The organism is Bacillus sp. FJAT-18017 (assembly GCF_001278805.1).
In the GTDB taxonomy this organism is placed as follows: domain Bacteria; phylum Bacillota; class Bacilli; order Bacillales; family Cytobacillaceae; genus Bacillus_D.
This window is the reverse complement of record NZ_CP012602.1, coordinates 2,522,215-2,547,230: the sequence shown is the minus strand read 5'-3', so window position 1 is coordinate 2,547,230 and position 25,016 is coordinate 2,522,215. Positions and strand designations below refer to the sequence as shown.

Below are 25,016 nucleotides of genomic sequence, written 5' to 3'. Positions count from 1 at the left end.
TGATATTATCTTTTACTAAAACCTTCCTCAGCCATATACTCCAGTACTTCACGATAATCGCCGAAGCTTTCTTCGAGATTGGCACCAAAATACACATTCCATAGCTCATCTTCGTTGATAACGATCAGTTTTTGATTTTCTTTATTTACCCATGATTCTTCCAAGGACCCATTCGGTTGTTCAGGGGTTTCTTCTTCCTCCCCGGACATGATGGTAATCGTTTTGGAAAGCAGTTCCCGGAGCTCAATTTCTGTGAAATCCCTGATATTGACTAATCCCTTTTGTTCAATCTGATAGCCAGGCAGTCCTGCTGCATAAACGTAGCCATTCCCATTTGGATGCAGATGATAGACTACATTCTTTTTTTCGGTGACACTTTCTTCAAATTGGAAATTGACACGGCCTAACGAAACATCTTTGCGTGTTAATTCCGGAAAAGATTCTATGATTGCAAGTTTTTGTTCAAACGTTAACATATAGCCTCCAGCAAGTTGAATTTTCCTTCAGTATAACAATCATTGAGGGATGCCGCAAATGCATGCTCTTTGAATGAAAATAAGGAAAGCAGGGAATAAGTCAAAAGAGCGAATCAAAAGGAGGCAGTATTATGAAGAACGAATACGAGAAAAAAATTATCCCTATGACAAGTATTAGTTCTGGCATTGGCGAACAAGTGACGGATGACTTATACTATTTTCCGATCCAGATTGTTAACGTTGTGTTTTATGGCCTGCCTGGTAAAGGCAATGATTGGGTCCTGATTGATGCAGGAATGCCGAGATCAGCAGATACTATTATAAACGAAGCAGAGGAGCGGTTTGGGAAAGACAATCCTCCGAAGGCGCTCATTTTGACACATGGCCACTTTGACCATGTCGGGGCAATTGTAGAACTCATTGAAAAATGGAATATGCCTGTGTTCGCCCATCCTCTTGAGCAGCCTTTTTTGACTGGCCAACAGGACTACCCGGAACCAGATCCAACTGTTGAGGGAGGCATGCTGGCAAAAATATCGCCTTACTATCCAAATGAAGCAATCGTGTTGGATCGTAATCTCGAACTGCTTCCTGGCGATGGGATAGTCCCATTTATGGAAGGCTGGAAATGGATTCATACTCCGGGTCATACTCAGGGACATGTGTCATTGTTCAGAGAATCGGATCGTTCACTGATTGCCGGGGATGCATTCGTTACCGTCAGGCAGGACTCTCTCTATAAAGTTTTCACTCAAGAAATGGAAATCACTGGGCCGCCTCGCTATCTGACAACCGATTGGGCTGCCGCCAAAGCCTCTGTTCAGGCATTGGAGGCTTTGAAGCCGAAAGTAGCGATTACAGGGCACGGCCGTCCGGTGAAAGGGGAGGAGCTTCTAGTCGGACTCCGGAATCTTGCGGACCAATTCGATTCAATAGCTGTTCCCGATTACGGTAAGTATGTGGATGGGGAGAAATAGAATAGGTCTTACGAGGACATTTTGACTAAGCGGGGCATCCTTTTGTCCTTGAAATTGACTTTCGAGGACATTTTCCTTGATGAAGGACCCATATTGTCCTTGAACCAGTACTTCAAGGACATTTCCACTTGGTCAAGTATTTATTTTGTCCTTGATATATGGAAAAACAAAGCAAGCCATATGAACCTAATTCAGATAAAACAGGGCATCCGCTCCAAATCGCGGATGCCCTAATCTTATCGTTTACAAAACATCAGGCAATTTAAACAGATAGCTTCCTATGACCTCTAGTCCTTTGTCGAAGTTTTCCAGATTGAAATGCTCATTCGGTGCGTGGAAGTTCTCATCAGCCAGCCCGAAGCCCATTAAAACAACCGGAATCTGAAGAATTCCACTGAAATCGGCAACGATTGGGATGGAGCCGCCTCCACGGATATAAGCTGTTGGAACACCGTAAACTTCTTCGTATGCCTGGCCGGCTGCCTGGATTACAGGATGATCAAAAGGAGTGATGAATGCAGCTCCCTTGTCAAATTGGGAAACTGAAACTGTTACACCCTTTGGAGCGACTTTTTTCACATGAGCTTCAAGCAGGTCGGCAATTTCTTGTGGGTCCTGGTCGGGAACAAGCCGGCAAGTTATTTTTGCATGGGCTTCTGAAGGAATGACTGTTTTGATCCCGTCGCCCTGGAATCCTCCGTAAATTCCATTTACCTCAAGAGTCGGCCGTGCATAAATACGCTCTAGCGCTGTAAAGCCTTCTTCGCCGAAAAGTTCGGGGACACCGAGCTGGCTGCGCAAAGCTTCTTCACTCTGGTTCAAGCTTGCGAATTCAGCACGCTCTTCATCCGAAAGATGTCGAACCTTATCATAAAATCCATCCACACTAATTACACCATTTGAACCTCGAAGCGAGGAAAGGATTTCTACAAGTGCATGGAGCGGGTTTTGGACGGCGCCGCCATACAGCCCCGAATGAAGATCCCCCGCAGCACCTTTAACGTCAATCTGTATTCCAGCCAGCCCGCGCAAACCATACACAATCGCAGGTTTCCCGCGTTCAAGCATAGTGGTATCTGAAATGACCAATACATCCGCAGCAAGAAGCTCTTTATTTTCTTCGACAAAAGAAGGGAGATTCGGGCTTCCGATTTCTTCTTCACCTTCGATTAGGAACTTAATATTTACAGGCAGCTTGCCAACTGTTTGAAATATTGCCTCCACAGCCTTCATATGCATGAAAATCTGGCCTTTGTCATCACTGGAACCACGTGCATATAACTTGCCTTCGCGTATCGTCGCCTCGAAAGGAGGGCTATCCCAAAGTTCCACCGGGTCAACCGGCTGTACATCATAATGCCCATACACTAGTACGGTCGGTGCGCCCTCAGCCTGGATCCATTCCCCATAAACAATTGGATGGCCTTTACCAATAAACACCTCTGCCCGGCTGAGCCCCACTTCCTTTAGCATCGCACCCGTCCAATTAGCCGCGTTCAGCATTTCCTCACGGTAAGAGGGGAGAGCTGAGATACTTGGGATGGCTAGGTACTCGGTAAGCTCTGCTAAATGCTTGTCACGATTATGTAGAAAATAGTCCTTTAGTTTTTGGTTCAATTGAATTCCTCCTTTGCTATCATTTTAAACTTCTATACCCGAAAGAAAAACACCTTTTAATTATACATTTTTTAAAAAAAGATTGAAAATTGAGTTTAGATGTGTAAAATTACACTTAAGGAGTAAATTTTAGGTAAACTACATAGTTTTTCAGGGGGATGCATTATGGAGCCTAATAAGAGAGAAGAAGAGAGACAGCTTTTTAGAAAAGTACTATTTGATATGAGAAACAAAGGATATATCGAGCCTGAAACTGCCAATGACGTTGGCAAAGCACATCTGCAGTATCATCTCGACCTTTTGGAGCAGGATGCATTGCAAGAGACTGACCAGATCAGTTCTCAACCCAAGACTCCTGTTCAGCTGTATCCAAAACCTACGGTCAAGAAAACAGCAGAGCCTTCTGCTGGAAAAGTCGAACTCCCTGCAACGCCCAAATACGTGCCAAAACCTAAAAAGGTACTTACATCTGAACAAATCCGTGAGCGCAATATTAGCTGGCTGTTAAACATCGGCGTTATATTCCTTTTAATTGGCGGCTTGTTTGTTGCAACAAGCAATTGGGAGTCAATGAGCTCACTTATGAAGAGCAGTTCCATCGCTCTTGTCTCTCTGGTATTCTTTGGGTTTGCTTATCTTTCGGAAAAAGTGCTGAAAATTCAAAGGACAGCGTTCGCATTTATCATCCTCGGCAGTTTGTTTTTACCAATTTTTGTCCTGTCCCTCGGATGGTTTGGTCTGCTAGGTTCTTATTTATCAGTTGATGGGGAAGGAAAGTTCTTTCTTGGTTTTTTAGGCAGCTTTTTCCCAGCACTTGTTTATATTGCTTTTGCGAAAAAGAGATCATCCAGGCTTTTCGTCTGGTTCTCATTCGTTGCGTTTTCTTTCGCTGCGGGTTTCCTGCTGGCAGCATTAAAGCTGGGGATCGACTATTTTTATCTGGGAATCATGCTTTATAATGCATTGTTCATTTTTGTATATTTCACATACCGTAATCGCGAGTTGCTTAAGATTTTTGCAAATGAATTCCCGGTCTACATTCAGGCCAATTTGATTCTTTCAACTTTGTTAATGCTGTTCTTTTATGATAATGAACTTTTCTATAGCTTCAATTTGATTCTGACAGCTCTTGTCTATCTGTCGATGATGTTTGTCAGTGGCAAAAAGGAATATCATTTCATATTCAGCGCGATGATTGTTTATGGTGCGTACCAGCTAATAGAACATTCGGTTTTTGAAGCAGTTGATGCGATTTTTTATGCGCTGCTTGCATTTGGATTTGTTTTTGTACCAAAAGCATTAAAAGGAGCCTTCTTGCTAGAACGTGCGTTCAGATATACAAGTGCCGCAGTTTCCATTCTCGCCTTTTTGTATATTACAATTGAAGGCTTCCTGGTAAGGGGGGGAGAAGCATCAATCGTCCTCCTAATTGCCTATTTGATTATTGCGGGAAATTTCTTATTCCTATTCTCTATTGAAAAGAAACGATTGTTTCCATATTTAAGTGCCGCCTTCCTTGGTTCTGCTTTTTTTGAAGCTGCGGGGCTGTTCGATACCTATGTGCTTGAAATAAGCTTTCAGTCAGCTATTTTTACAGCTGGGTTACTGCTGTTTGGGCTAATTGGCTGGCTTGGTACGAAAAAGCCTATTAATATTCTAAGGCAACCAGCGAGGGAACTTGGCTCAACAGCAATGCTGTTTTCTATAATTCTCGCCCAGGGGTTTCAGGAATGGCTGGAACTTGGGATTATGCTATTGTTTTTTGGTGCTGCCGTGCTTGTGCTGAGGAAACTGGATGACAGAGCGGTTGTTAAGTACGTGGCAGCCTGGGCAGCACCTCTTTCGTTCGGATTGTCGGTTATAGCCTTTTGGCAAAGGGCAGGGATTCAAAATGCATTTATAGATATAGACCTTGGATTCCCTGTATATTTTGGAATCTCAGGTGCAATCCTGCTCCTAGTATCCATTATTGTTTTGAAAACACGTGACAGTGAACTTGAAAAGACCTTCTTTTATATAGGGCAGGGGATGTATACATTAGGGATTTTGTTGCTGAGCAGCGGTGGCAGCGATCCTGATTGGGTCCGTCCCGGACTTATGCTTGGAGGAATTCTTTGTTATTGGATTCTGTTTAAACGGCATACGCAACAGTGGTCTTCAATTTTGCTGGGTGTTGTTGTCCTAGGTTTTTATTTTTCGGCAGCAGCATCGGCTAATGGTCAGCTTCAGCTTTCAAATTCAATAAACTCGATTATCATACCTGGCGGGGCAGTGTTCTTGCTGCTGCTTTCACTTGGTTTTAGGAATAGGAATCGACTTCTTTATTGGGGATTTGGATGGCTTGGCCATCTAGTATTGCCCTTCACTTTGGCGCTGTCCTGGGCGGTCGATTCTGATTGGTCTTTACTCAGTTTCCTTATGGCAATCGCAATTTACACAATCAGCAGCCTTCTGACCGAAGACTTAAGGAAAAAGATTATTTTCTTGTATGCCGCTTATACCACAGTATTTATATCCGTATACAAGGTCCTCGATTTTTCTATTGACGGCTATTACGGGAACTATGAATTCCCGATTGCCAGCATGATATTTATATTTAGCTGGATGTTGTTAAAAGGAAAAGTAAAGGAATGGGCAGCCTTTTATATTTCCGGGTTCTCAATGTTAGGTATTGGGTTTATGTGCTTTACCTACCCATTTACACAGCTAGTGTTCACCGTAACAGTTCTTTACGGAATTGTAACTCTGCTATTCCTTCACAAAAACAAACTGGATGTACTTGGATTTGTTCCACTGCTGCTAATATTTTTTGCCTCAATAGAATTTGCCGCTGGTTCGTCTTTTTCAGACACATTAATCTTCATTGCGGCAGGTGCCGCAGGCCTGGTCCATGTGGCAGCAGGTAAGTATGTCTATTCAAAACTTTATCAGGGAATTGGGGATTTTAAAAAGCTTGAAATTGACTCGTATACAATCGTTTCATTCCTTTACTTCACCTATATGTATCAGTTTGCAGATAAGGCACTCTGGATGGCTCCGTTGCCTGGATTGTTCATCGCTATTACCGTATGGCTGCAAAAGAGCCGTGTTGACAGAGCTATTGGCTTCTTCGTACCTGCCGCAACAGGAGTGATCCTGCTTCAGCCATATTATGAGTTCATTGGACGCTTTGATATACCAGCCCTTTTCGAAAGAGAAGCTTGGGTACTGCCACTCGTTGCATTGGCAATCTTCCTTCGAAGGGCAATGAAGGGAAGATACCTCAATGTGACCAGCAACCTTCAGTGGGCAGCGCTGCTGATTACGGCGATTTTGCTTATCCAGGATGGGCTTGCGAGTTCCACTGTTTATGATGCGCTTATTTTAGGAACGCTTTCACTAGTATCATTGCTTACCGGAATGTTCCTCAGGATAAAATCCTACTTCTTTATAGGAGCCGGTGTACTGTTGTTGAATGTTTTCCTTCAAACCCGTCCGTTCTGGGGGAATCTGCCTTGGTGGGGTTATTTGTTAGTAGCAGGCACTTTGTTAATCGGAATTGCCTCCTTCAATGAGTGGAATAAACAAAGGGGAGAAAGTGGCGGAGAACCCATTGGCGAGAAATTGAAACAAAAGGTTACAAATGCGCTTAAAGGCTGGAACTAATTTGAACAAACATATGGGAAATTTAAGTAATTTCTCTTGACGGAAAAAGCTTCGGAATCTAAAATAAATAACATAGTCCTTAAAGGGGAGTAGCTAAGACAGCAAAGTCGTCACGACGGGTGTACCCCGGCTTTGCTGGCAACCGTCAGTTGTAAGCGAGACCTTTACCGCATACCGGTAAGGGTCTTTTTGTTTGCATAACAGTACATCTTCTTCTTTGTAATTTAGCCAGTTTCAATGCCAAGCTTGTATTCATTCTCCTTTTTAATAAGCTAAGCCCGAGTTAACATAGGTGGGTGCATTGGAAAAATATGCAGTTTTATCTATTTTCGATAAAGGGAAATAGTACATAGGATTGCTTATCATTGAGGTGTTTAAATGAGAAAGGTTTGGAAAAGAATCAGATTAGTTTTCAAAGTAAGGAAGTTTGGTCCCTTTTTAATGGACTTCTTCAAATCCGGCCATGTTTCCTTTAAAAAGAAGCTGCTGTCGGCAGGGCTGATCATTGGCTACTTTTTATTGCCTATCGATTTGATTCCTGACTTTTTAACAATGTTCGGATTGATTGATGATGTTGGAATTCTATTATTTGTCTTTCAGCAAATCATCAAGCTGGCACCAGATTCATTAAGGCAAAAGCATGGGATGGAAATTGAATGAGTTTCAGTTTCAATGTAAACATTAAGATCATGGAGTGATTTGAGTATGGAATTATTTTCACCGGAGTTTTGGGCAGCATTGGGTTCACTAATTATTATTGACCTTGTACTTGCAGGGGATAATGCAATTGTAATTGGTCTTGCCGCACGAAACCTTCCAAAAAACCAGCAAAAACAAGCAATTATATGGGGAACAGTTGGTGCGATTGTCATACGGGCTACCGCAACCATTCTTGTCGTTTATCTGTTAATGATACCAGGGCTTCGCCTTGTTGGCGGGATATTATTGCTCGGAATAGCCTATAAACTGCTGACCGAGGAAAGTGGCCACGAGGTTAAAGCCCAAACTACTTTTTGGGGAGCCATTTGGACAATTATTGTTGCTGATGCTTTAATGGGCCTCGATAACGTCCTCGCAGTAGCCGGTGCTGCGGAAGGGGAACCACTCCTTGTCATCCTGGGACTGTTGATTTCAATTCCAATTGTTGTATGGGGAAGTACAATTATCTTGAAATGGATGGAGCGTTTTCCAATCATCATTACGATTGGTTCAGCCGTCCTCGCATACACAGCAGCAAAAATGATAACTGAAGAGCCGTTTATGAAACCTTTCTTTGATTCTAACCCAGCCTTAACATACGGTCTCGAACTTCTCGCCGTTGTCGCCGTAGTCTTCTTTGGCAAAATGAAACAGAAAAAGCTTCAGCAACAGCATCAAAATTAAAGAATAAAAGCGGAAGTGCCGTTTATCGTTTATGGCCATACTGTAATAAATAAGTGGAATCTAAAAAGATTCCGCTTTTTTTATTTTCTGCCCCCCAAAAAGCCAGATTACCTTCGAAGAATATGGCAAAAGAAGCGAATGGAGGTGCAGCATGGAAATCGCCAAGATTGATATTGACGCATTGCTTGAAGAAAGTTCAGAACTCGAAGATGAGGCCGGGAATTTCGAGATTGTCCATGTTGAACTCGATTTATTTCTTGAAACCAATTAAGTTAACCTTAGTTTCTCACCCTCTTTCTATAGATAAACTTTTGCCCTTCACAAATTAGTGAAGGGTCTTTTTTATGCAAATTGCATGTGCTTAATCGTGTAATCTTTCATTTATCCTCCAAAGCTTCTCATGTTATTAAAGCACTATTTTTCCCCGTAGAAAAACCTCGTTAAAAATTTAAATAAATTTTCTGAATTATTATTTGACTTTTCACTATCAAGACGTTATTTTTGTAATAAATATATAACACAATTATTTATATCCGATAAATTAACGTCATATAAATCATTCGGGAGGGATGGAATTGACAGCTTCGGAGCAGGTGTTGATGGCTAATTTCATGATGCGGATTGAAGCCGGGGAAAAGATTGAAGCCGATGATTGGATGCCGGACGAATACAGAAAAACACTTATCAAACTCATCTCCATGCATGGAATTAGCGAGATCATGGGTGCGCTGCCTGAAAAGGAATGGGTTCCCAAGGCACCTTCAATAAAGAGAAAGCTGGGAATTATGGCAAAGGTTCAGGATGAAATGGGCCATGGCCAGCTTTTGCTGAGAGTGGCGGAGGATTTGATGAAGCCTTACGGAAAAAATCGTGAATCTATCATGCAAGATCTTTTTAACGGCGACCTTAAATTTCATAATGTCTTTCATATGGAAGCTCCGACCTGGGCTGATGCAGGTCTCATTGGCTGGCTTGTGGACGGGGCGGCTATCATCACTCAAACGAATATGCTCGATGCGTCTTATGGGCCGTATGCCCGCGCATTGAAACGGATCTGTGCGGAAGAGGTATTTCATGCACAGCACGGAGAATCTATTATAATTGCTCTCGCTGAAGGAACCCCCGAACAGCGCGCGATGATTCAAGAATCAATTGACCGGTGGTGGGAATCGCTACTCATGTTTTTCGGCCCCGGGGATGCGTCAACGACCGGGACATCGAAGCAGGATATCACAATCAAATATAAAATCCGTTCAAAAACGAATGAGCAGCTGCGCCAGGATTTCTTCACAAAATATATCCCGCGCCTGCTATCACTAGGCCTTACAGTACCAGACCCAACCATGAGATTTGACAAGGAAACAGGACAGTGGATTTATCGACAGCCAGATTGGAGCAGGTTCAAGGACATCATTAAAAACAAAGGACCAAAATCGGAAGCCCGGCTCCGGCTGAGAAAAATCTCTTATGAAACGAACGCATGGGTAAGAGCAGCTTTAGGCGCACCAGTTTCCTGATCTAAGCATGAATGGGGAAGGAGGGACAATTTATTGGCAAATGAACAGTTTTACCAGGAGTTCGAGGTGTTCAGCAAGCGGTCGGATACCGCGCCAATGCAATATCAGTTTTCGCTGCTAGCACCAAACAAGGAATTAGCACTTGTTATGGCGCAGGAAAACTTCATGCGACGGGAACCGGTTGCCGATATCTGGGTGGTCAAGAGGAGCGACATCCGCAAAATGACACCCGAAGAGAAGGACTCCTTAAAGCGTCTCGATAATAAGGAATACCGGAATACAAAGGGCTACGGCTATCTGAAAAAGAAATGGCGCAAGTATGAACAGGAAATGCTTGATGAGAAAGAAATCATGTCATGGGGAGGTGTTGAAAAAGGTGCAAATCCAAACACCGGAGCAGGCAGCTGAAAAACAAGAGTATAAAGAAGCGCTGATTGACTTGCTTTTTCAGCTGGCCGACGATGATTTTATTGCGGCCTACCGCGGTTCGGAATGGCTTGGTCTCTCCCCGCATATTGAGGCCGATATTGCCTTTGCTTCAATTAGCCAAGATACGATGGGGCACGCAGCGATATTTTACCAGCTGCTTGAAGACGTTGGAGCAGGTTCTGTTGACGAGCTTGCTCACGGAAGGGCTGCTTCTGAACGAAAAAATTCAATATTGCTGGAACGAGTGAACGGACCAGGGACCTACTTGACTGAACCCGAATACGATTGGGCCTTCGCTGTTGTCCGCTCCTATTTTTATACTGTTGCAAAAAGGATTAAAATGTCCTCGCTGATGAACTCATCGTATGTACCTCTGGCAGATGCGGCAAGAAGGGTGAATGTGGAACTTTATTATCACCATTTGCACTGGAAAACATGGTTTATTCAACTAATGTCAGCAGGCGGCGAAGCGAGGGGGAGGATGGAAGCAGCTATAAAGAAGGTTTGCACCGATTTTGCTGATATCTTTTCCTATGGAACACTGGCCGACCAAATAACAAAACTCAGCTTGATTGAGTCCAGCATCGTGCTTGAAAATCAATGGAATTCTGTTATGAAGGATGTCTTTGAATCTCTTCATACTACATTGCCTGACGTTTTTGGAAAAAATGGCTCTTGCGGCCGCAATGGGGAGCATACACAAGAATTAGAAGATGCCCTTGAGGTACTCTCAGAGGTATACAGATTTGATCCAGCGGCAGGCTGGTAGGTTGATTAATTTAAAAAAGGAATGACTGCTTTGGGCATAAACAAAACGCAAGGAGAAGAAGCAGTTTTGAAAGCGCTTCATTCTGTAAAGGATCCTGAAATACCCTCCATCTCTATTGTCGAACTCGGCATGCTAGAAGAGGTTGTGGTTTCCGGTTCAATGGCAAAAGTTGAACTTATCCCGACTTTTCTCGGCTGTCCTGCATTGGACATTATTAAAGGAAATGTAAAAACAGCTATAGAAGCACTAGGACTGTTTGAAGAGATAACTGTCCTCTTCAACTATTCCGTTCCATGGACGACCGACCGGATTTCAATGGAAGGCAGGACGAAATTAAAGGAATTCGGGATTGCCCCTCCGCCAAGGCAGCTGCCGGACGGCCTTGGCTGGGAAGCAGATTGTCCGTTTTGCGGATCCACATATACAACAGTTGACAATATTTTTGGCCCTACAGCCTGTCGCAGCATTCTTTACTGCCGAGCATGCAAAAATCCGTTTGAAGCAATGAAGCCTGTTTCGATGGATATGTCCTGATACCGTTCATCGTATTGGAATTGTTTTGAGGTTGGGAGACCGTGGAAATGGTGCCAATAAGCTGAATTAGATTCGTTTTGAGCGGCTGAGACCCTTAAAATGACGCCAATAAGCTCGATTGGATTCGTTTTGAACGGCTGAGACCCTTGAAATGGTGCCAATAAGCTGGATTGAAATATTTAGAGTTTATAAGACTATTGGAATGGAACCATATATATTAGTTCAAACTTAATCGAGCAAACCTGGGCAGCACTTGTTGTTGCCCCAATAATTTATAAGGGAGAGAGAGCTATGATTAAAATGATCGCGCTTTACAAGCATCCGGAGAACAAGGAGGCATTTGACGAGTACTACTTTAACACGCATATTCCGCTTACTGAAAAAATTCCAGGCCTTCAGAAATGTGTTGCGACTAGAATTACCGGCAGCCCTATGGGTGGAGAAACTCCTTATTACATGATGGCCGAAATGTACTATGAGGATATGGCAGCTTTCAAAGCTGCAATGAAAACTGATGAAGCAAAGGCATCTGGAAAGGACGCAATGAAATTTGCCGGTGATATTCTGACTCTGATGATTGGCGAGGAAGTCAATGAATAATAGTTTTGAGTACATTGAAACAAGGACAGATGGTGCAGTTGCCTTCATTGGGCTGAACCGCCCCGAGGTTCTCAATGCATTGAACAGGGGAATGGTCGCTGAAATCCTTCAGGGTATGGAGCAATTTGACCGAGACGAGACTATTCGGGCAATTGTTCTAAGCGGCAAGGGACGCTGTTTTGCGGCGGGGGCTGACATTGATGAAATGGCAGACGCCAATACCATTCAGATGGAACTATTGAATCAATTTACAGATTGGGACCGGCTCGCCTGGATTAAAAAGCCGATCATTGGCGCAGTGCATGGTTTTGCATTAGGCGGAGCATTCGAGCTGGCACTTTGCTGCGACATTCTTTTTTCTGCAGAAGATGCTGAGTTCGGCTTTCCAGAGGTTTTGCTCGGAGTCATGCCGGGAGCAGGTGGAACTGTCAGGCTTACAAAGCTTGCCGGAAAAACTAAAGCGATGGAATGGCTATTCACCGGAAAGAGGATTACCGCAAAAGAAGCCCGGGAATTCGGCCTGGTTAATCAGGTGTTTGCCCGTGAGGCGTTAATGGAGGAGGCAGCTCGCTACGCAAATCAAATTGCGAAAATGCCGCCGCTATCGGTCAGGTTTATTAAAGAGTCTGTCCTGCATGCTATTGATGCATCGATCTATGAAGGAATGAAATATGAACGAAAGAATTTTACCATGCTGTTTTCTTCCGAGGATCAAAAGGAAGGAATGAAAGCATTCCTGGATAAGAGGAAGGCCGATTTTCAAGGGCGATAAGGGGGCTACATACAAATGTTTGAAACAGTAGAATACGATATTCGCGGCAAGACAGCTTGGATTACCCTAAACCGCCCGGATAAGCTTAACGCATTTACAGCCAAACTCAACAAGGAAGTTGGCGAAGCCGTCCGGAAAGCATCCAGGGACAACTCGGTTCGTGCGGTTGTGATAACAGGTGCCGGGAGAGCTTTTTGTTCCGGCCAGGATTTAAGCGAGGTAACTAAAGAAACCAATTACGCTGACGTACTCCGCAACAATTATAACCCGATGGTGCTCGAGATTGAGAAATGTGAAAAGCCGGTGATTGCGGCAGTTAATGGAGTAGCGGCTGGAGCAGGCATGAGCCTTGCCCTGGCATGTGATTTCCGGATCGTCTCGGAAAAGGCCAGCTTTCTTCAAGCCTTCATCCATATTGGCCTGGTTCCGGACGCTGGAAATCTATATTATCTTCCACGGATTATTGGCCATGCAAAGGCTCTCGAGCTTGCAGTACTGGGTGAAAAGGTCAACGCGGAGGAGGCCAATCGACTCGGTCTGGTAACAAAGCTGGTTCCTGCTGAATCGTTTTTAGATGAGGCCGCCGCCTTCGCTAATAGGCTTGCTGACATGCCAACTAAAGCAATTGGCCTGATTAAACGAAACCTGAAGGCAAGCTGGGCGACAAGTATTGACGGTTTCCTGGAACGGGATGCACAGAGCCAGCGCATCGCCGGCCTGACCGAAGACCATCTGGAAGGGGTAGCTGCTTTTTCAGAAAAAAGAAAGCCGGAATTCAAAGGGAAGTAGAGTCACCTCATCTTTAGTAAGACCGGCATTTTTGCTTATAGAAGTCATAAATATGCCTATAGAATTGGGGAAGTACTCATAGAAACGTGAAATGTGCTCATAGAATTTCGAAAAGTGCCTATAGAATCATGAAAAGTGCCCATAGAAATTCGAAATGTGCCCATAGAAATGAATTAAGGGCTAAAGGAAAGACACTCAAAACCAACTCCACAAAATCTATTTGAAGAAGGAGCTGAACCCATGTCGACAGTAAAAGAACAAAAGCTTGAACCAATGGAAATGAAACGGGACCGTTATCAGCTGATTATAAACGGTGAAAGGGCTGATAGCCAGTCCGGCCAAACCTATGAAACAATCAATCCTGCAACAGGACAGGTAATCGCCACGATAGCCAAGGCGGGAATCGAGGATGCCGAGCTAGCTGTCAAAGCTGCAAGGAATGCATTTGATTTTGGCAAGTGGCGCCACTTCCCTGTTAACAAAAGATCAAGGACACTTAACAAGATTGCATCAATCATGAGGGCGAGATTTAACGAATTAGTAGAATTGGAGATTTTGGATACAGGTAAATCACTTGCTGCAGCCCAGGGCCAGGTTATGCAGGCAATTGAAGATTTCGAGTTTTATGCGGGAGCGATTGTCAGCCATCGCGGTGCTGTTAACAGCATGCCAGGTGCGTTCCAGAACATTACCGAGAAAGAACCAGTCGGTGTGTGCGCGCAAATTATTCCTTGGAATTATCCGCTAATGATGGCTGCCTGGAAAATAGCGCCGGCAATTGCCGTTGGCTGCTCGGTTGTCGTAAAGCCAGCATCTCTGACCCCTCTGACAGCGATTGTTTTAGGAGAAATTTGCATTGAAGCGGGAGTCCCGGCCGGGGTCGTCAATATTATTCCTGGAGCAGGATCCGAGGTGGGCAATTACCTTGTCGAACACCCACAGGTCGATAAGGTTGCCTTCACTGGTTCCACACCTATCGGCAAAGATATAATGGCAAAGGCTTCCCAGACTCTAAAGCGGGTTACCCTTGAGCTTGGCGGTAAATCCCCGAATATCGTATTTGAAGACGCTGACATTGATGCTGCAGTCGACGGCTCGCTATTTGGGATTTTTTATAACAGTGGCCAGTCGTGTGAAGCAAGGTCCCGGCTTTATATTCACGAAAGTATCTATGATCAATTCATGGAAAAATTTATTGCTAAAACAAAGAGCCTTAAGCTTGGAAATCCTTTTGAAAAAGAAACTCATGTGGGCGCGATTATTAGCCGTTCCCAGCTGGAGGTAATTGATGGGTACGTCCAATCTGCACTCAAGGATGGTGCAACACTTGAGGCAGGAGGCACGGAAGGCAATATCGAAGGCTATGAAAATGGCTTTTGGTATGAACCTACGATACTTACAAATGTTAACCACGAAATGAAGGCCGTTCGTGAGGAGATTTTTGGCCCTGTCGTCGTAGCAATGAAATTTACTGATGAAAAACAAGCAATAAAACTTGCGAATGACAGCGAATACGGCCTTGGTTCTGCTATCTGGACAAAGGATTATGGCCGGGCAACCCGTGTCTCCAAGCAAATCCAGGCCGGAATCGTGATGGTCAATTGCCCATTCTCCGCTTTTCCAGGAACACCGTTCGGCGGTTATAAGCAATCCGGCTTCGGACGCGAATTGTCAATCGAGACATTGGATTTGTATACAGAAACAAAGAGCATTATTTCCTATTACGGGCCTAAGCCATTAAATCCGCTTGGTGTTTAATCAGAGTAAGAATTGACAAGCACCTTGGCGAGGGGTGCTTGTCTTTTTGAAAAGTGAATACGATATGAAACCAGGTATGGACGGGGTTATCTGGTTGGTAGAATGCTGTATGGGCTATACGGTGGATAGTCATGCTCATGTACCAGGACTAGTGATTTTCATGAATGCTTAGCTATTTTTGACTAACAGCCTTAACTAATTTTTACTATTTATCATGTTCGAAGGTAGTGAGGGCCTGACCCGGGCCATAAGGTAAATAGCCATGCTCATGTACCACCACTAGTAATTTTCCTGATTGACTAATTATTTTTGACTAACAGCCATAACTATTTCTTACTATTTATTTATTTGCAAGGTAGTGAGGGCCTGACCCTGACTATACGGTGCATAGCCATGCTCATGTACCAGGACTAGTGATTTGTATGCGTAGTTTATAGTAGTAACCAGGTGTATGAATCCATTTAAACTTTCAAATAAGGCAATATCTGTGAAACAAAATCTATGGGACAAGAAAATCCGGGGAGTGACAGGTATTGTTCGGTTTTTCGGTCCGGGGTGACAGGCACCATCGGTTTTTATAGGAAGAAGGTGATGCTTATGGAAAAAGTCGTTGTTATCGGTTCGGGGGTTATGGGCAGGGGAATAGCCTATGTGAGTGCGGCGGGTGGCTTCACGGTGAGCCTGATAGATACCAGCCAGGAACAGCTGCAGACTGCCAAAGCAGAAATTAACTCCATTTTTGAAGGAGCAAAAGCAAGGGGAAAGTTAACAGAGGCCGACGTCCACGAAGGAATCTCAAACCTTTCTTATTCTACTAGTATTGAAGAGTCTGTAAAGGATGCTGATCTTGTCATAGAAGCTGTCCCGGAAATACTCTCAATCAAGAAGGATATTTTTGAAAAAATTGACCGACATGCTCCGGAAACTTGTCTGTTTGCGACAAATACCTCGACGATGAGCCCCACTGAAATCGGTTCCTTTACAACTAGGCCGGAAAAAGTGATTGCGATGCACTTTTTTAATCCTGTCCACAAAATGAAGCTCGTTGAAATTATTCGTGGTCTGGAAACCAGTGATGAAACATCTGGGAAAATTCGCGCGGCAGCTGAAAAAATGGGGAAGGAAACTGTAGTTGTTAATGAGTTTCCCGGCTTTGTCACTAGCAGGATCAGTGCGTTGGTTGGAAATGAAGCTTTTTACATGCTTCAGGAAGGCGTAGGGACACCGGAGGAGATTGATAAAGCAATTAAGCTTGGCCTAAATTATCCGATGGGGCCATTTGAACTTGGTGATTTAGTCGGCTTAGATACCCGGCTGAACAATTTAAAGTATCTCCATGAAAAGCTTGGCGATAAATACAGGCCTTCGCCACTCCTCGAGCAGTATGTGAAAGCGGGAAGGCTCGGCAGGAAAAGCGGACGCGGAGTATACGATTATCGTGAAAAGCTAACCTCATCAGTACTGGAGGGAAAACTCAAGTGACGCAGCGGGAAGCGGTAATAGTAGACGCAGTACGAACACCTATCGGACGGTATAATGGAGTATTGAAAACAGTCAGGCCGGATGACCTTGGCGCTATAGTAATAAAAGCCCTTATGGAGCGGAACTCTTTAATCCATCCCGAGGAAATCGAAGAGGTTGTTTTTGGCTGCGCCAATCAGGCTGGCGAAGATAACCGCAATGTTGCCAGAATGTCTGCACTACTGGCCGGCCTTCCGGTTGCGGTAGCCGGCACGACGATTAATCGGCTGTGCGGATCCGGGCTCGACGCTGTCAATTATGCGGCACGGGCAATTTTAGCCGGCGAAGGGGATATTTTCATCGCTGGCGGGACCGAAAGCATGACACGGGCACCACTGGTGATGGCAAAACCAGCAGATAGTTTTCCACGGGGAAACATGGAGCTTTTTGATACAACAATAGGCTGGCGGTTTATTAATAAAAACCTGCAGGAACTATACGGTACTGAGAGCATGCCGGAAACAGCCGAAAATGTAGCGAAGGAATACGGGATATCCAGGCAGCAACAGGATCAGTATGCTTTTGAAAGCCAAATGAAAGCCAGAGCCGCAATAGACAGTGAACGATTCAAGGATGAAATTATCCCGGTTATCTATCATGATAAAAAAGGAAATGAGATAGTAATTTCCGATGATGAGCATCCGCGCCCTGAAACAACTATCGAAAAGCTCGGACGGTTGAAACCGCTGTTTTCCGGAGGAACGGTTACAGCGGGCAACGCTTCAGGAGTCAATGATGGGGCATCGGCTCTATTGATTATGAGTGCAGAAAAAGCACGTTCATTGGGCATCAAGCCTCTTGCCAAATATGTTACATCAGCTGTTGCCGGCCTCGAGCCAAGAATCATGGGTGTTGGCCCTATTTTTGCTGCCAAAAAGGCTCTGCACAGGGCTGGACTATCAATAGACGATATTGGGCTTTGCGAGCTGAACGAAGCTTTTTCATCACAGGCAATAGCCTGCATAAGAGAGCTTGGCCTGAACCCCGAGCGCACAAATGTTAACGGAGGAGCAATCGCATTCGGCCATCCGCTTGGAGCAAGTGGCGCAAGAATCCTAACGACACTCCTTCATGAAATGAAACGCCAGGATACACGCTATGGCCTTGCATCGATGTGTGTGGGTGTCGGCCAGGGAATCGCAACGATTGTTGAGAAAATCGACCTTGATAATTGACGGCTAGCTTAAAAAGCCGGAAAATTGCAACAAGAGACAAAGCAGAAAAGGTGACATTAAATGAACACTCGATCAATGATATTTACACTTTATGGCGACTACATTTCACATTACGGCAATAAAATCTGGGTTGGAAGCCTGATTCGGCTCCTGGAGGAGTTCGGGCATAATAGCCAATCTGTCAGGGCTGCCATATCACGAATGAATAAACAGGGCTGGGTACAGGCAGAGAAGGTTGGCAATAAAAGCTATTATTCGTTGACTGCGCGTGGAGTACGCCGGATTGAAGAAGCCGCAAAGAGAATTTTCAAGCTAATGCCTGAGGCATGGGATGGAAAATGGCGGATTTTAATGTACAACATACCAGAAGATATCCGAAACATCCGTGACGAATTAAGAAAAGAGCTTGTATGGAGCGGCTTTGGTTCGCTTTCCAACAGCTCATGGATTTCTGCAAATCCGCTTGAGAATGAAGTTTATGACCTTATTGATAAATATGGTATTTCAGAATATGTTGATTTTTTTATCGCCGATTACAATGGTCCTAAGGAAAACGCCCGGCTTGTTGAGAAATGCTGGGATATTGATGAAATAAACGGCCGCTACCAGGAATTTATCCAAACCTATAGCCAAAGTTATATCATCGGTAAAAATAAAATTCAGAAAGGCCAAATGACGGATGCAGAATGCTTTGTGGAAAGAACAAAGCTAGTCCATGAATATAGGAAATTTTTATTTGTGGATCCAGGGCTGCCTGAAGAGCTTCTTCCAGAAAAATGGCTCGGAGGCCATGCTGCATCCTTGTTTGCCGAGTATTATAAAGAGCTGGCTGAACCTTCTTCACGTTTTTTCGAGGACGTTTTTAAAGAGGGAAATGGCTTAAATGAACGTGATCAAAACTATGATGCTACTTTCCATCCATTCATTGTCGATTAAGAATTTGACTTAAAGCGAACCTTTTATATGACGATTTTTATACGGTGGTGCTGAATTTGTGAATAGACTGACAAAACTCTTGAATATCCGTTATCCAATCATCCAGGGCGGGATGGGCAACATAAGCAATGCCCCGTTGGCTGCAGCAATTTCCGAGGCTGGAGGTTTGGGGACAATCGGCGCGGGGACGATGGATTCTAAAGAGGTCGAACAGTTGATCCTTGAGACAAAATCAAAAACCAACAGGCCCTTTGCTATAAATGTCCCAATCGGCGTTTCTCTTTTTACAAATGAAATCCTTTCGCTAGCGATTAAACATAAAGTCCAGGTTGTCTCTTTATCTGCCGGAAATCCAGCTCCATTTATTCCTAAGCTTCATGAGGCGGGCATTAAAGTAATCGCAGTAACGGCTTCTGTCAAACATGCGAGGAAGGCTGAGGAGGCTGGGGTGGATGCCATTGTTGGCGAAGGGTATGAGGCTGCAGGAATCAATTCTCCGTCCGAGACAACGACCATGGCGCTGATTCCCCAGCTAGCCGAGGCTGTCCGGGTCCCTGTAATCGCGGCGGGGGGAATTGCTGATGGCCGTGGCCTTGCAGCCGCGCTTGTTCTGGGGGCATCCGCGATTCAAATGGGAACCCGGTTTATCACTGTTAAGGAAGCTCCTTTCAATGCTATTTATAAAAAAATGATTCTCGACGCCGATGATACTTCAACTCTTATACTTGGAAGGCAGCATGGAAGAATCAGAAGAGTGCTGGATGCTCCATACGCTAGAAAGCTTCTTGATCAGGAACCTGCATTGACCATAGCTGAATTCATGGAAAAAACCTCGGAATATTATCATAAAACAGGAGCAATTGACGGAAATGTCCAGGAAGGATTCTTAAATGCCGGGCAGATAGCCGGTCAAATTAAAGACATTCCATCCGTTTCCGACCTATTTAAAAAAATGCTCGAGGACTCAAATAAAGCGCTTAAATACTCAGCAAAACAGCTGAACTTTTAGGAAGCTCCCAGCCAAACACTTTAACACTTAAACGCGTATAAGCGTTAATTTTGCAAGAGAGTAAAACTTACTATTGCATTCTTGTTTTTATTGCACTATAATTTTTAAAAAATTACTAAATTTTTTGAATATTGTTTGACTGTAAAATAAGGTGGATGATAGTATAACGATATATACACGGTACCTATAGTGAATATCATATGTTTTCATCCACCAAGAACTTACATAGGTTGAACAGTACAGCATTCAAGCTGGGCCATTAAAAGTTTTAGGGGGAAATAGGATGAGGAAGTATGTAAAAACGATGGGAATTTCACTGGCGGCAATGCTGATGCTGGCAGGCTGCGGAAGCAACGAATCAGCAGGTGGGACTTCTAGTGGGGGGAAAGATAAAACCTACAAAGTAGGCATTTCGCAATTTGCTCCACATCCATCGCTTGATGCGGCAACAGAAGGATTTAAGAAGGCACTTGAAGAAAAGGGTCTTAAGGTTGAATTCGATGACCAGAATGCCCAGGGCGAACAGCCCAATGCACAGGTGATAGCCCAGAATTTCGCAGGTGATGATGTTGACCTTATTTTTGCAAATGCAACACCGAGTGCGATCGCGGCACTGAATGTGACAAAGGAAATTCCGATTTTGTTCACTTCTGTTACGGATCCAGTCGGGGCCGGACTTGTTAAAGCCTTTGACCAGCCAGGAGACAATATTACTGGTACAACCGATAACCACCCGGATGCAACTAAGAAGACGATTGATTTCATGACCAAAGAAGTTGGAGCAAAGAAAATCGGGGTAGTCTACAATGCAGGCGAACAAAACTCTGTTGTACAGGTAAAAGCTGTCGAGGAACTCGCAAAGGCAAATGGAGCTTCCATCGTAGAAGTTTCTGTTTCAACAACGGCTGAGGTTAAACAGGCTGCCGAGTCGCTTGTCGGCAGGGTAGATGCCATTTATGTCCCTACAGATAATACCGTCGTTTCAGCACTGGATTCCGTCATCTCTGTTGCGAACGAGAAGAAAATCCCGCTTTTTGTTGGGGAGCTTGATTCGATGAAAAAAGGTGCTGTGGCTGCGAGCGGCTTCAGCTATAATGACTTAGGATACGAAACCGGCCTAATGGCGGTGGATATTTTGACTGGCAAGAAAAAGCCTTCCGATATTCAGGTGGCCCTGCCACAAAGCCTGGCGCTCATGATAAACAAAAAGGCTGCAGAGGCTCAAGGATTGACTGTAAAAGATGAATGGAAGAACGTTGGCGAGTTCTACGAAGGTGAATAATATCTAACCATTCATGAAAAGCAGCAGTAAATGCGAAAAGGAGTGATTCACTCCTTTTCGCATGGTTACAGGAAGGATGATAGACGTGTTTACAGCAATATTCAATTCGTTTGAGTCAGGCATCATCTATGCAATCATGGCACTCGGTGTCTACCTGTCATTCAGGATCCTTGACTTTCCAGACTTGACAGTTGACGGCAGTTTCGTGATTGGAGCGGCAGTTGCGGCGACAATGATTTTCAATGGGCAGGATCCTTTTATTGCCACAATCGCGGCCTTGGCAGCGGGGTTTTTAGCAGGCTGTATGACAGGGCTGCTTCATACTGTAGGCAAAATCAATGAATTGCTCTCGGGAATTTTGATGATGATTGCTCTATACTCGATCAACCTGAGGATCATGGGCCGGCCAAATGTTTCGCTACTAAACCAGGAAACTTCCTTGACCACCGTTAAAGAAGTTTCGGCAAGCTCAGGAATTGACTCGTTTTTTAACAACTTGTTAGCAGCAGTGGGGCTTGGCGGGAAACTGCCGGCAACCTGGGGCATCCTGTTGTTCATGATTGTCGTTACGTTTCTTATAAAACTATTTACAGACTGGTTCTTGAAAACAGAGGTAGGGCTGGCGGTAAGGGCGACAGGCGACAATAAAAAAATGATAAGAAGCTTCTCGGCGAATACAAATATCCTCATCATCCTCGGACTCGGAATTTCAAATGCAATGGTCGCTTTCTCCGGTGCATTGATTGCACAGCAGGGCGGTTTTGCTGACGTGGGCATGGGGATCGGGATGATTGTTATCGGCCTTGCTTCCGTTATCATTGGCGAAGCTCTATTCGGAACAAAGACGATTGCTCGTACAACTCTGGCGGTAATTGGAGGGGCAATCATTTACAGGCTGGTTGTCACTCTAGCATTGAGGGTTGATTTCCTTGACCCGGGTGACATGAAGCTTATAACAGCTTTGATTGTTATTTCGGCGCTTATTGGGCCGAATGTAGTCCGCGGATTTAAGGAAAAAAACAGGAAGGCAAAGAAGCGTGCAGAACGGCTAACCCTTCTGAAGACACACGCAGCCGGGAAGGGGGAGAGCCATGCTGCGCTTAAATCAGATTCATAAGGTATTCAATGAGGGCACTCCCGATGAGAAAATTGCGATCGACCATGTTGATTTGGAATTGAAAAGGGGCGATTTCGTTACAGTCATCGGAAGTAACGGTGCCGGCAAATCAACTTTGATGAATATCATCTCCGGTGCTCTTCATCCAGATGTTGGTGAAATCTTCCTAGATGGAAAAAATGTTACCGGGATGTCGGAGCACAATCGATCAAAGCTGATTGGCCGAGTATTTCAGGATCCGATGGCCGGAACCGCCCCTAGCATGACAATAGAAGAAAATCTGGCAATGGCCTATTCCCGGAATAAGACCCGGACACTTCGTATTGGAGTGACAAAGAAGCGCCGTGAATTGTTTAAAAATGTTCTCGAAACGCTTCACCTTGGTCTTGAAGACAGGCTGAATGCAAAAGTAGGGCTTTTATCAGGCGGTGAGCGCCAGGCCCTCTCGCTGCTAATGGCTACCTTCACAGAGCCATGCGTCCTGCTCCTTGATGAGCATACAGCCGCTCTTGATCCTTCAAGGGCAGAGCTAATTACAAGCCTGACAAAACAGGTGATTCAGCAGTATGGGTTGACGACCTTGATGGTCACCCATAACATGCAGCAGGCGATCGACCTTGGTAACCGCCTTATCATGATGGATAAAGGCCAGATTATTTTTGAAGTAAATGAAGAGGAAAAGAAGAAGCTGACAATTGAAGGTTTACTTGAAGAATTCCAGCGAATCCGCGGTAAGCAAATGGCTAATGACAGGGCATTGCTGTCCTAGGAAGTGATTTTCAAGATAAAGGCGGTGGGCACCTAATGAAGCCAGGCATAGCCATTGGCCAAACTGAAATCCTGAAGGTTACAGTCACTCCTGAAATGTTTGCTGAATTTGGCGGCCAGGTTGTCCACCCTGCCTATTCAACCGCATGGATGGTCTATCATATGGAGTGGGCTTCCCGATTGATCATTCTTCCGTATCTTGAGGATGATGAGGAAGGAATGGGATCAGCTGTTTCTGTTAAACATATTTCTCCGGCGAAAGAACAGGAGCAAATTGTGGTTACTGCCACGCTGACTTCGATTGAAGGCAATGCCATTTGGACAGACATCCATGCAAAAAGCGAATCCAGATTAATAGGTACCGGGACGGTAAAGCAAATTATTTTGCCTAAAGTGAAAATTAATAGCCTTTTAAAAACATAGAATACTAACGCAAAAGCGAAAGCGCCTCGATCATCTCCGTACAAAATGGAGGAACTTCGACTGAGATAAAGGAATCACGAAGAGCGATAGCGATTCGATGATGACTTATCGTAGGGAGAAGGCCTGAAGTTTGCTAGGAGATTGGCGCTGTAGCTAGACGTAGACACGCAAAGAAACAGCCTGTACAGGTTTGTTTCTTTGTTGCTGTATGGGGTTCCTATTTGCTTTAAAGCGGTGAAGCAGCCTGAATTCCACCTAAGATAAGCGACTATTATAATCAAAAGAACAGCCAGGAATCTTCCTTTACGGTTCAGGCTTTGAAAGGGGCGTTAAAATGAAAGCGTTATCATACACAGGGGGAGTCGGCACCATGGATATATTCATGCAAATTAGCGGACATGAGCAGGTAGTATTTTGTAATGACGAACAGACAGGCTTAAGGGCGATCATTGCCATTCATAGCACAAAGCTAGGCCCGGCGCTTGGCGGCTGCAGAATGCGGCCGTACCAAAGTACAGAAGAAGCTCTTGAAGATGTTTTGCGGCTTTCAAAAGGAATGACCTATAAATGTGCTGCGTCGGATGTTGATTTCGGTGGAGGCAAGGCAGTGATTATCGGAGACCCGATGAAGGAAAAAACACCTGAATTGTTCCGGGCATTCGGCCAGTTTGTCGATTCACTGCATGGCCGCTTTTATACAGGGACGGATATGGGTACGACCCCTCAGGATTTTGTGCATGCGATGAAGGAAACCAGTTGCATCGTAGGTGTCGATGAGGCGTATGGAGGAAGCGGTGACTCCTCGATTCCAACCGCTCAGGGAGTCTTGTACGGCATTCAGGCAACGAATAAAGTCATTTGGGGATCTGGAGAGCTATCGGGGAGGAGCTATGCTATCCAGGGTTTGGGAAAAGTCGGTTATAAGGTCGCAGAACGGCTGCTCAATGAAGGGGCTGACCTTTATGTGACCGATATTAATATCGAAGCAATCAATCGGTTATCGGCTCAGGCAAAGGCAATGGGAGCAACCATCAAGGTTGTTGCGGCTGACGAGATTTATTCTGTTCCAGCGGATGTGTTCGTCCCATGCGCGCTCGGAGGCATTATTAATGACGAAACCATTCCAATGCTCAAATGCCTTGCTGTCGCCGGTTCAGCAAATAACCAGCTTGCTGAAATAAGACATGGCAAGCTGCTGCAGGCAAAAGGCATCCTTTACGCACCTGATTATATCGTGAATGCCGGTGGCCTCATACAGGTTGCGGATGAACTGTATACCCCGAATCCGGAAAGAGTCATCCAGAAAACGAAAGCTATTTATGATTGCCTCCTTGATGTCTACAAACGCTCAGAACAGGATGGACTCACGACAGTGGAGGCAGCCAACCATTTCTGTGAGGCGAGGATTGAGGCCCGTACAAGAAGGAACAGCTTCTTTTCACATAACAGGCGCCCTAAATGGGCAGTAAGATTATGAGAATACAGGATGAAGGAAATTAGCGAACAAGGGGGAGACGGC

General features: G+C 44.7%; 23 protein-coding genes. 21 read left to right on the top strand and 2 right to left on the bottom strand.

Features of this window, described 5'->3' with window-relative positions; translation table 11 throughout:
- Nucleotides 1-5: 5 nt before the first annotated feature.
- Nucleotides 6-476 carry a hypothetical protein gene (locus tag AM500_RS11845; protein WP_053599387.1) on the bottom strand — a complete coding sequence of 157 codons (471 nt, stop codon included), beginning with the start codon at nucleotides 474-476 and terminating at the stop codon, nucleotides 6-8.
- Nucleotides 477-607: 131 nt separating this feature from the next.
- Between AM500_RS11845 and AM500_RS11840 the strand changes: the two genes are divergently transcribed.
- Nucleotides 608-1,453, top strand: coding sequence for an MBL fold metallo-hydrolase (locus AM500_RS11840; protein WP_082347214.1), 846 nt, complete (start codon nucleotides 608-610; stop codon nucleotides 1,451-1,453).
- A 243-nt stretch (nucleotides 1,454-1,696) separates the two neighbouring features.
- On the opposite strand, the gene AM500_RS11830 is transcribed toward AM500_RS11840, so the two are convergent.
- Nucleotides 1,697-3,070, bottom strand: coding sequence for a dipeptidase (locus AM500_RS11830; protein WP_053599384.1), 1,374 nt, complete (start codon nucleotides 3,068-3,070; stop codon nucleotides 1,697-1,699).
- Nucleotides 3,071-3,235: 165 nt separating this feature from the next.
- Between AM500_RS11830 and AM500_RS11825 the strand changes: the two genes are divergently transcribed.
- The 20 genes from AM500_RS11825 (at nucleotide 3,236) to AM500_RS11730 (ending at nucleotide 24,974) form a co-directional block, all read left to right on the top strand.
- Entirely contained in the window at nucleotides 3,236-6,715 is a 3,480-nt protein-coding gene (locus tag AM500_RS11825) for a hypothetical protein (protein ID WP_053599383.1), read from the top strand.
- A 378-nt stretch (nucleotides 6,716-7,093) separates the two neighbouring features.
- Nucleotides 7,094-7,375, top strand: coding sequence for a YkvA family protein (locus AM500_RS11820; protein ID WP_053599382.1), 282 nt, complete (start codon nucleotides 7,094-7,096; stop codon nucleotides 7,373-7,375).
- Between the two features lie 45 nt (nucleotides 7,376-7,420).
- A complete protein-coding gene (locus AM500_RS11815) occupies nucleotides 7,421-8,098 on the top strand; it encodes a TerC family protein (protein WP_053599381.1) in 678 nt (225 codons plus the stop codon).
- 599 nt (nucleotides 8,099-8,697) lie between these two features.
- A complete protein-coding gene (gene paaA, locus AM500_RS11810; RefSeq protein WP_231688178.1) occupies nucleotides 8,698-9,615 on the top strand; it encodes a 1,2-phenylacetyl-CoA epoxidase subunit PaaA in 918 nt (305 codons plus the stop codon).
- A 33-nt stretch (nucleotides 9,616-9,648) separates the two neighbouring features.
- Nucleotides 9,649-10,023: a 1,2-phenylacetyl-CoA epoxidase subunit PaaB gene (paaB, locus tag AM500_RS11805; RefSeq protein WP_053599379.1), complete on the top strand. Its 375-nt coding sequence runs from the start codon at nucleotides 9,649-9,651 to the stop codon at nucleotides 10,021-10,023.
- Complete coding sequence (gene paaC, locus AM500_RS11800) at nucleotides 9,992-10,813, top strand: 1,2-phenylacetyl-CoA epoxidase subunit PaaC (protein WP_442853997.1); 822 nt, start codon at nucleotides 9,992-9,994, stop codon at nucleotides 10,811-10,813. Before paaB ends, paaC begins: the two co-directional genes overlap by 32 nt.
- Before the next feature lie 21 nt (nucleotides 10,814-10,834).
- On the top strand, nucleotides 10,835-11,347 hold the full coding sequence (paaD, locus tag AM500_RS11795; protein WP_053599378.1) for a 1,2-phenylacetyl-CoA epoxidase subunit PaaD: 513 nt from the start codon (nucleotides 10,835-10,837) through the stop codon (nucleotides 11,345-11,347).
- 291 nt (nucleotides 11,348-11,638) lie between these two features.
- Nucleotides 11,639-11,947, top strand: a complete 309-nt coding sequence (locus AM500_RS11790) for an EthD family reductase (protein WP_043930779.1) — start codon at nucleotides 11,639-11,641, stop codon at nucleotides 11,945-11,947.
- A complete protein-coding gene (locus AM500_RS11785) occupies nucleotides 11,940-12,719 on the top strand; it encodes an enoyl-CoA hydratase/isomerase family protein (RefSeq protein WP_053599377.1) in 780 nt (259 codons plus the stop codon). The genes AM500_RS11790 and AM500_RS11785 overlap by 8 nt, the downstream gene beginning before the upstream one ends.
- A 15-nt stretch (nucleotides 12,720-12,734) precedes the next feature.
- Nucleotides 12,735-13,508 (top strand): enoyl-CoA hydratase-related protein, encoded by a 774-nt coding sequence (locus tag AM500_RS11780; protein WP_053599376.1) that lies wholly within the window; start codon nucleotides 12,735-12,737, stop codon nucleotides 13,506-13,508.
- Nucleotides 13,509-13,748: 240 nt separating this feature from the next.
- On the top strand, nucleotides 13,749-15,266 hold the full coding sequence (locus AM500_RS11775; RefSeq protein ID WP_053599375.1) for an aldehyde dehydrogenase family protein: 1,518 nt from the start codon (nucleotides 13,749-13,751) through the stop codon (nucleotides 15,264-15,266).
- A gap of 597 nt (nucleotides 15,267-15,863) precedes the next feature.
- On the top strand, nucleotides 15,864-16,748 hold the full coding sequence (locus tag AM500_RS11770; RefSeq protein ID WP_053601707.1) for a 3-hydroxyacyl-CoA dehydrogenase: 885 nt from the start codon (nucleotides 15,864-15,866) through the stop codon (nucleotides 16,746-16,748).
- A complete protein-coding gene (locus tag AM500_RS11765) occupies nucleotides 16,745-17,962 on the top strand; it encodes an acetyl-CoA C-acyltransferase (protein WP_053599374.1) in 1,218 nt (405 codons plus the stop codon). The genes AM500_RS11770 and AM500_RS11765 overlap by 4 nt, the downstream gene beginning before the upstream one ends.
- A gap of 60 nt (nucleotides 17,963-18,022) precedes the next feature.
- Nucleotides 18,023-18,898 carry a phenylacetic acid degradation operon negative regulatory protein PaaX gene (paaX, locus tag AM500_RS11760; protein ID WP_053599373.1) on the top strand — a complete coding sequence of 292 codons (876 nt, stop codon included), beginning with the start codon at nucleotides 18,023-18,025 and terminating at the stop codon, nucleotides 18,896-18,898.
- Nucleotides 18,899-18,956: 58 nt separating this feature from the next.
- A complete protein-coding gene (locus AM500_RS11755; protein WP_053599372.1) occupies nucleotides 18,957-19,907 on the top strand; it encodes an NAD(P)H-dependent flavin oxidoreductase in 951 nt (316 codons plus the stop codon).
- 283 nt (nucleotides 19,908-20,190) lie between these two features.
- Nucleotides 20,191-21,189 (top strand): ABC transporter substrate-binding protein, encoded by a 999-nt coding sequence (locus tag AM500_RS11750; RefSeq protein ID WP_053599371.1) that lies wholly within the window; start codon nucleotides 20,191-20,193, stop codon nucleotides 21,187-21,189.
- An 85-nt stretch (nucleotides 21,190-21,274) separates the two neighbouring features.
- Entirely contained in the window at nucleotides 21,275-22,306 is a 1,032-nt protein-coding gene (locus AM500_RS11745) for an ABC transporter permease (RefSeq protein ID WP_053599370.1), read from the top strand.
- Nucleotides 22,281-23,075, top strand: a complete 795-nt coding sequence (locus AM500_RS11740) for an ABC transporter ATP-binding protein (protein WP_053599369.1) — start codon at nucleotides 22,281-22,283, stop codon at nucleotides 23,073-23,075. The genes AM500_RS11745 and AM500_RS11740 overlap by 26 nt, the downstream gene beginning before the upstream one ends.
- Nucleotides 23,076-23,110: 35 nt before the next feature.
- Nucleotides 23,111-23,497, top strand: a complete 387-nt coding sequence (locus AM500_RS11735) for a thioesterase family protein (protein ID WP_053599368.1) — start codon at nucleotides 23,111-23,113, stop codon at nucleotides 23,495-23,497.
- A 334-nt stretch (nucleotides 23,498-23,831) separates the two neighbouring features.
- A complete protein-coding gene (locus AM500_RS11730; protein WP_053599367.1) occupies nucleotides 23,832-24,974 on the top strand; it encodes a Leu/Phe/Val dehydrogenase in 1,143 nt (380 codons plus the stop codon).
- The last annotated feature ends 42 nt before the right edge of the window (nucleotides 24,975-25,016 follow it).